This window comes from Kamptonema animale CS-326 (genome assembly GCF_028330895.1).
GTDB classification, from domain to species: Bacteria; Cyanobacteriota; Cyanobacteriia; order Cyanobacteriales; family Microcoleaceae; genus Kamptonema; species Kamptonema formosum.
In genome coordinates, this window is sequence record NZ_JAQMUA010000008.1 from 24362 (window position 1) to 31977 (window position 7616).

Annotated in this window: 8 protein-coding genes; 4 read left to right on the forward strand and 4 right to left on the reverse strand. The window is 44.2% G+C overall.

The window, feature by feature from the left end:
- The first annotated feature begins 35 nt into the window (after positions 1 to 35).
- The gene (locus PN499_RS00470; RefSeq protein WP_272029627.1) at positions 36 to 290 is read left to right on the forward strand and encodes a type II toxin-antitoxin system RelN family antitoxin; all 255 of its coding nucleotides are present in this window, start codon (positions 36 to 38) and stop codon (positions 288 to 290) included.
- Positions 291 to 760: 470 nt separating this feature from the next.
- Entirely contained in the window at positions 761 to 1840 is a 1080-nt protein-coding gene (gene recA, locus PN499_RS00475) for a recombinase RecA (RefSeq protein ID WP_272029620.1), read from the forward strand.
- An 82-nt stretch (positions 1841 to 1922) separates the two neighbouring features.
- Here recA and PN499_RS00480 read toward each other — a convergent pair whose 3' ends face one another.
- The 4 genes from PN499_RS00480 to PN499_RS00495 all read right to left on the reverse strand — a co-directional run bounded on the left by PN499_RS00480 (position 1923) and on the right by PN499_RS00495 (position 4385).
- Positions 1923 to 2816 carry an alpha/beta fold hydrolase gene (locus PN499_RS00480; RefSeq protein WP_272029621.1) on the reverse strand — a complete coding sequence of 298 codons (894 nt, stop codon included), beginning with the start codon at positions 2814 to 2816 and terminating at the stop codon, positions 1923 to 1925.
- Positions 2817 to 2998: 182 nt separating this feature from the next.
- Positions 2999 to 3343: a DUF1815 family protein gene (locus tag PN499_RS00485; RefSeq protein ID WP_007358309.1), complete on the reverse strand. Its 345-nt coding sequence runs from the start codon at positions 3341 to 3343 to the stop codon at positions 2999 to 3001.
- Positions 3344 to 3691: 348 nt separating this feature from the next.
- Positions 3692 to 3904 carry a DUF2839 domain-containing protein gene (locus tag PN499_RS00490; protein ID WP_272029622.1) on the reverse strand — a complete coding sequence of 71 codons (213 nt, stop codon included), beginning with the start codon at positions 3902 to 3904 and terminating at the stop codon, positions 3692 to 3694.
- A gap of 253 nt (positions 3905 to 4157) precedes the next feature.
- Complete coding sequence (locus tag PN499_RS00495) at positions 4158 to 4385, reverse strand: transposase (protein ID WP_272029623.1); 228 nt, start codon at positions 4383 to 4385, stop codon at positions 4158 to 4160.
- Positions 4386 to 4461: 76 nt separating this feature from the next.
- On the opposite strand from PN499_RS00495, the gene PN499_RS00500 reads away from it, so the two are divergent.
- Complete coding sequence (locus PN499_RS00500; protein WP_272029624.1) at positions 4462 to 4587, forward strand: hypothetical protein; 126 nt, start codon at positions 4462 to 4464, stop codon at positions 4585 to 4587.
- 268 nt (positions 4588 to 4855) lie between these two features.
- Positions 4856 to 7616, forward strand: a 2761-nt coding sequence (locus PN499_RS00505) for a beta strand repeat-containing protein (RefSeq protein WP_272029625.1), incomplete at its 3' end; no start/stop codon positions are given.

The following is a 7616-nucleotide window of genomic DNA, read 5'->3' on the forward strand; positions in this document are numbered from 1 at the left end:
TTATCCTAGATTCAACTGAAATTAAGATGAAACAAATGAGAGCTATTGAAGTAACAGGAACAATTGATGAAAAAGGTCAAGTGTATCTCGACCAACCCATAAAGGGAGAAACCCCCAGTCGAGTGCGAATTATTGTACTATTCTCAGAAACTACAGAAGAACTCGAAAATGACCCCGATGATACTCCCATAGAAGAAATAAAAGCTAGTCTCAGGATAGCCTTACAGGAGGCTAAAGAAGGAAAACGCATACCACTTTCTGAAATGTGGGAGGGAATTGATGCCGAATGAATTACCTTTAGTTCAAATTGACCTGACCCCACAGTATCGGAGAAACCTGCGCGAATTATCAAAAAGATTTTATTAACTATTTACTCAAAATCTGACCGAGAAGACATTAACAACAACGAAATTATGGGCATTTTGTCAGAATTTTATGAAAGCGATCGATAGCAAGCACAGGACTTAGGCATCACTCACCTTAATAGCCTGTCTGGGGGTTCATGTATCCCCTGAGAAGTAGAGGTTGACAAAAAAATCAAAGTATGATATAAAACTTTAAAGAGTCTGAAGGGAAAATCAGTGTTTCACGAGCCGCCAAGCCATAAACACAGCAGGCAAAACCAGCCGATATCGAGAACATTCCTGAATATAGATATTAGCCCCCCCGACAGACTAAAATAACTGCTACCATACCATTTGTCATGGTAGTAACTCTGCCCTCTCTGCACCACCGCCCTCTACTGTAAGTTAGAAAGCAAATGGCTATAAAAATTGGTGATAACCCCGAAAAGCAAAAAGCCCTGAACCTAGTGCTCAATCAAATCGAGCGCAGCTTTGGCAAAGGAGCGATCGTCCGCCTTGGAGATGCTACCCGGATGAGGGTAGAGACTATTCCCAGTGGGGCCTTGACACTAGACATCGCCTTGGGCGGCGGATTGCCTAAAGGTCGAGTCATTGAAATCTATGGCCCAGAAAGTTCAGGTAAAACCACGCTAGCGCTACACGCGATCGCAGAAGTGCAAAAATCAGGAGGTATCGCCGCCTTCGTTGATGCCGAACACGCCCTCGACCCCAGTTACGCCTCAGTCCTCGGCGTTGATATTGTCAATCTCCTAGTTTCTCAACCCGATACTGGGGAGATGGCCCTGGAAATCGTCGATCAACTCGTCCGTTCCGTCGCCGTTGATATTGTGGTTGTTGACTCCGTAGCCGCCCTCGTACCTCGCGCTGAAATCGAAGGCGATATGGGCGACTCTCACATGGGTTTGCAAGCTCGGCTAATGAGCCAAGCGCTCCGCAAAATCACTGGTAATATTGGTAAATCTGGCTGTACTGTCATTTTCCTCAACCAGTTACGGCAGAAAATCGGTGTCACCTACGGCAACCCGGAAACCACAACGGGCGGTAACGCTCTCAAATTTTATGCCAGCGTGCGACTTGATATCCGTCGCATTCAAAGCCTCAAGAAAGGCACAGAAGAGTATGGCAACCGCGTTAAAGTCAAAGTCGCCAAAAATAAAGTTGCTCCTCCCTTCCGTATTGCTGAATTTGACATCGTATTTGGCAAAGGTATTTCTACTACAGGCTGTCTAGTTGACTTGGCAGAAGAAACTGGAATCATTACCAAAAAAGGTTCTTGGTACAGTTACAATGGCGACAACATCGGTCAAGGTCGGGAAACGACGATTAAATATACTGACGAAAATCCTGAGTTTAAAGCTCAAATTGAGCAGTTAGTGCGCCAAAAACTAGCCAGCGGAGCCGTTGTTTCGGCTAACTCCGTTGCTCCTATTGATGCAGAAGATAGTGAAGAGGCAGAAGATGTAGAAGAAGTTTAAATTGTAGGTGGGCGGATATTGGGCGTTGACACAATTTATTTTGTGTCAACGCCCACCCTAGCTATACCGATCGCAGGATAATCTAAGTCGTCGCCAAAGACACAGGGGCATCCCGTAGAAAATTAAGTAATTCCCGATTTACAGTTTGGGGTGCTTCCTGTTGAATCCAGTGTCCGCAGTGGGGGACTAATTTTAGCTGAAAGGGGGCCGCAATCAACCTGTCTAATCCTTCTGTCAGCTTTTTGGTCAAGAAAGCGTCATCTTCTCCCCAAAGTACCAAAGTCGGTGCAGTTACCAACTCTGGTTTCTGACCCCAATTCCCCGCCCAAGGGTTAAATAGCTGGCGATAGTAGTTAAGGGCGGCCCCCAAGACTCCAGGTTTTTCTAAAGCGGCCTGATAAATCTTAGTTTCTTCAGCACTAAAAGCACCTTTACGAATTGCTTGACCTTGCAGGGCAGCTTTGACAAAATCTTTTAAGTTTTGCTGGATGATCCACTCTGGGATACCGGGAACCTGGAAAGCAAAAACATACCAACTACGGCGGAATTGATCTAGGTTGCTGGCAATTTCTTGGACAAAACGCTGAGGATGTGGCGCGTTTAAAATTGCTAAGCGATTGAGATAGTGGGGAAACTTTTGAGCTAAGTGCCAGGCGATCGTTCCTCCCCAATCGTGACCAACTACGTGAGCTCTTACATACCCCAAACGGTCAATTAAACCCCGAATATCAGCACTGAGAGTATCTAAATCATAACCGCTCTCAGGTTTGTCAGAATCGTTGTAGCCCCGTAAATCTGGTACTACAACTTTGAAATGACGGGCTAAGGCCGGAATTTGATAGCGCCAAGAATACCAAAACTCTGGAAACCCGTGGAGGAGTAAAACTAGCTCCCCCTGGCCTTGGGTAACGCAGTGCAAGCGGATGTTATTCGTTTCAACAAAGAAATGTTCCCAATCAGACTGTAAAAGCGTCATAGCCTGCAAGTTAATCCAATACTAGGCAGCCCAGACACTTACAGCGATCGCAGCAGGCTGGGCTACCCAATGTTTAATGTCTTTATCGTCCATCTCTAGACTAACATTTTGGGCTTCCAATCCTACTGCGATCGGGCATGGTACTCCTGTGCAAAACTTCCAACCCCTTGACCTCCCACTGGCTAAACTCGCTGGGCCGCCTTTGGGACAGCTTCTGAGGGTTGGATTTGGTACTTCACCAGGTTTGCTAGTTCCTGTAGCTGGCTGATGGCTTCAGCACCCTCCAGCTTCATTAATTCGCGGTCATCCCGCATCTCTGTCCAAGTAATCCCATAATCCGATACTAAAAACCGAATTAGGTGATTGTCCGCCAAGCTGACCATAAACGAGGCGCTATTCATTTGACCCCCGCAAGTGTAGCAGGATGCCAAATACCCTCGCTTCTCCAGCACGATCGCCAAGGCTTGAAGGTTCATCACCAAGTCTTGAACGAATTTGCGGTGTTGCTCTGCAAGTCTCAGAAACACAGTTGTCCTCCTATCACCACACCTTAATTTTAATACCCAATTTTATTTTTTCTTAAGAATTGGGTTTAGGTGTATGCTTACTATAACTTCACTATGCTGAATAAATCATCTGGGTAATAACTCCTTCAGCTTGGTTGTCTTAGGTTAACTGACTAACAATCTCAGCAAAGTATCAACAGCAACATTTACCGAATCCCTTTAGCTTCATGGACTAAAGAGACAAAGACCTTGTTCCTGAGCGAGGTTGAGATGGTCGGGGAAATGCTAGAGATACAAATATCTAATAGCGGCAATAAATCTCTTTTAACTGTCGCGCAGTAAGCCAGAAGGAGGAGAGAGGGAGGTTTGTCAGTTAACTTCCCACCAGCCGAAAGATGGGCCCACCAATCGCACTGCCACCCACCAAGCAATCAACAGGCCAATGCCGAGCCAGGTTCCTCTAGTCGTCCACTTGATAAAACTTTCACTTTGGCTTTTTGTAATTGGTAGCCAGGAAAGAATTGGTTGTTCTTTGCCGTATTCGTCTTTGAGAGCTTCTTTACGACGCTTGGATTCGCCCATAATCTTTGTAGGGTAGGTTTAGATTTTAACTGCGATCGCATTATAAGGGATTGGGTAGCGAGGGGGCAGGGGGGCGGGGGAAACAAGCGGAAATAGGGAAGGGTGTTACTCTGGGCGGGTTTTATACATAGCTCATCTTTAATAGTTCCCAAATTATCCTCTCGCAGCCGCCCCTACTTGGGAAATATTTTTTCAGCTACACTCACCTCTGTTACCGATTTATACAATTGAGCTATTAGAATATATAGCACGTCTAAATGAGTTGTGCAAAAGCATCGTATTTTTTTAAATTAGGATTATTAAAAAGCTTAAAATCAAAGAAAAACTCAAATAATCGTTTAACGATGGAGAAGTTTGTACAGATGTGATAAAAACGCCGAATAAAGTTTTTGACTTGCAACCAAATTCCTTCTACGGGATTTTCTGCCGGAGCATTATGTCTTGCAGAAATTTGACTGTATTTTCTCCGTTTCCGGTTCAATAAGGACTCACGATAAATTCTTGAGCCCACAGATTTAAGGCTCCATAATAAGCTATATAGTCCTGATTGGCGATGGATGTTAGAAAGAAATGATACTCCTTGGTATCCGACGATGCGACTATTTCGGCAATCGCAACCGCGAGATTGGGTGGAAGTGTTTAATCGCGTTGCTGAAGCATTAAATGGGTTGGTAGGAGATTAAAAATAGTAGAATGTTAAGTTAAATTAATATTTGTGACCGTATTTTTAGAAGAAGGCTTTAGATATTTTGCGAAACAAATCTTTCGCATTTTGGCTAGCACAACCAGGAATCAGCAAGTTATAAATTTTATATCGCAATAAATTAACTCATCGGTTAACGAGCTGAATCTCGTTATCGGGCATTAGCACAAGATATTTGATGATATCAGCGCGATCGGGATTGGCGATCGCGCACATAATTCTACAACCTGAATCGCTGAGGAGTAACTATGGCTACAGTTAGCGTCACAACCACCAACAACACCGTAGATGGAACTACTACCAGCATCGCGAACCTAATTGCTAGTCCTGGCGCTGACGGCAAAATCAGCTTGCGAGAAGCAATTGTGGCTGCCAATAACACTACAGGTGCGGATGCGATCGACCTTACCGGAGTCAGCGGTACGATAACTGTTGCTAGCACGCTAAGTATTACTGATTCAGTCAGTATTAACGGGCCAGGGGCGAGTAATTTAATTGTTAGCGGTAATAATGCCGTGCAGGTATTCAATATTTCTGGATCGGGGGTAACAGTCAACATTAGTGACATGACGATTACTCAGGGAAGCGTTACTGGTAGGGGTGCAAATATCTCGGTCACAAACGGTAGTACCTTAACTTTAAACAACAGCACTGTCAGTAATGGCACTGCATCCGGTACTATTCCCAATGGCAAAGCTGGCGGCATTTTTATTAATGACAATAGCAATGTTACTGTTACTAACAGCACAATTACTGGCAACACATCTAACCGAAATGGCGCTGGGATTTACAACGGCAGTGGTACGCTGACAGTCATTAACAGCACAGTTACAAACAACAGCACTAATAATTCTGGCGGTGGTGGTATTGACAACAGAGCGATCGCCACCATCAGCAATAGTACAATTACTGGCAATAGCACTACTAGGCACGGCGGCGGTATTTATAATGTCGGCGGAACGCTGACGGTAACTAACAGTACGATCGCTAACAACACAGCCGACTCAAGAGGTGGTGGTATCTTCAACGCTAGCAACGGAAAAGCAACGATTGCTAAGAGTACGATTAGTGGCAACAGATCGCCCAACGGTGGCGGCATTTGCAATGCAGCAACAATGACTGTAACTAACAGCACGATCTCTGGTAATACAGCTACTGACAATGGCGGCGGCATCTACAACTTTAATACAAATACATTAACGATCGCAAACAGCACGATCGCTTATAACTCAGCTAATAACGGTGGCAGTATCTCCAACGCTAGTGCTACAAGTACGGCGACAGTTAGCAATAGCATTGTTGCAGGTAATACTGCCACTACTAATGCAGAAGTGCGAAACTCAGGTACTTTTACTTCCAACGGCAATAACTTAGTAGGAAAAAGCGGCAGTGCAGGTAATTTTCCCACAGTTGCCAGCGATATTACTGTTTCTGGACTCATTAGTACGGTACTTTCTCCCCTTGCAAATAATGGGGGATCAACTCAAACTCATGCCTTACTTGCTAGTTCCCAAGCAATTGATGCAGGCAGCAACACTCTTGCCACTGGATTAACTAGCGATCAACGGGGTTTACCCTTTACTAGAATCAGTAATTCTACTGTAGATATTGGGGCATTTGAGTATCGCGCTACTCCTCCTGAAGTTGATTTAAGTGTCGTTAAAACTGCACCTGCCACTGCTAACCCCGGCGGTTCGATTAGTTACACAATTACAGTTACAAATAATAGTACCACAAACACAATCGATCACCTCAATCTCAGCGACACAGTACCCACAGCAGTAACTAATCCCAGTTTTAGTGCTTCTGTAGGTAATTACAACAACACAAATGGAGTTTGGGGAAACGTTAATCTAGCACCATTACAATCAGCAACATTGACAGTTAACGGGAAAATTGATCCAGCGACACCACTGGGAACTATTGTCACGAATACAGCCACAGTAAAACCTAATCCTATTCTTAGCGGATTAACAGCTTTAGGTGTTACTGACTCAGTGACAACTAATGATTCTTCAACAGCCAACACGCTGATACAAGGTATTGTCAATTTATCAGTTAGTAGTAATGCAGGTACAGAAGCAGGTACAACTATAATTACTGTGACTGCAACAGCTTCTAGTGCCGTTTCTAGCAACGAAACTATTGATTTAGGTATTTCTGGAACTAATATCACTGCTGGAGATTACAATCTGGGCAATACTACTATTACTATTCCTAGCGGACAAACTACAGGAACTACTACTTTTACTGTTGTTGATGATGCTGTAGCAGAAGGTACAGAAACCGCCACATTAACTATTAGCAATCCTTCGGCAAATATTGCACTAGGTAGCACCACTACTCAAAATATTGCTATTACTGATAACGATACTGCCAGTGTCAACATCACTCAATCCAGTGGTAGCACAGATATATCAGAAGGCAGCACAACTGATAGTTACACAGTAGTATTAAACAGCCAACCCACATCTAATGTCACAATTAACATCAATCCTGACAGTCAAAGTACAAGTAGCGCCAGCAGTCTCACCTTCACTTCAGCTAACTGGAATGTACCACAAACAGTCACAGTCACAGCCGTAGATGATAACCTCGTTGAAGGCAGTCATACTAGCACAATTAGTTACGCAGCAACTAGCACCGATACTAACTATAATGCGATCGCCATTACCCCAATTACAGCCAATATTACTGATAACGATACTGCCAATGTCACCATCACTCAATTGGGAGGTAGCACAGATATTTCAGAAGGCGGCGCAACCGATAGTTACACAGTAGTATTAAACAGCCAACCCACAAACGATGTCACAATTGCAATTAATCCTGATAGTCAAAGTACCAGTAGTGCAAGTAGTCTAACTTTCACTTCAGCTAACTGGAATGTACCACAAACAGTCACCGTTACAGCCGTAGATGATAGCCTCGTTGAAGGCAATCATACTAGCACAATTAGTTACGCAGCAACTAGCACCGATACTAACTACAATGCGATTGCCATTACCC

Bases quoted from the DNA above. Each gene is read 5' to 3' on its own strand.
- PN499_RS00500 (WP_272029624.1), top strand. From the start codon at position 4,462: ATGTTAGAAAGAAATGATACTCCTTGGTATCCGACGATGCGACTATTT.
- PN499_RS00470 (WP_272029627.1), top strand. From the start codon at position 36: ATGAGAGCTATTGAAGTAACAGGAACAATTGATGAAAAAGGTCAAGTG.
- PN499_RS00480 (WP_272029621.1), bottom strand. From the start codon at position 2,816: ATGACGCTTTTACAGTCTGATTGGGAACATTTCTTTGTTGAAACGAAT.
- PN499_RS00490 (WP_272029622.1), bottom strand. From the start codon at position 3,904: ATGGGCGAATCCAAGCGTCGTAAAGAAGCTCTCAAAGACGAATACGGC.
- recA (WP_272029620.1), top strand. From the start codon at position 761: ATGGCTATAAAAATTGGTGATAACCCCGAAAAGCAAAAAGCCCTGAAC.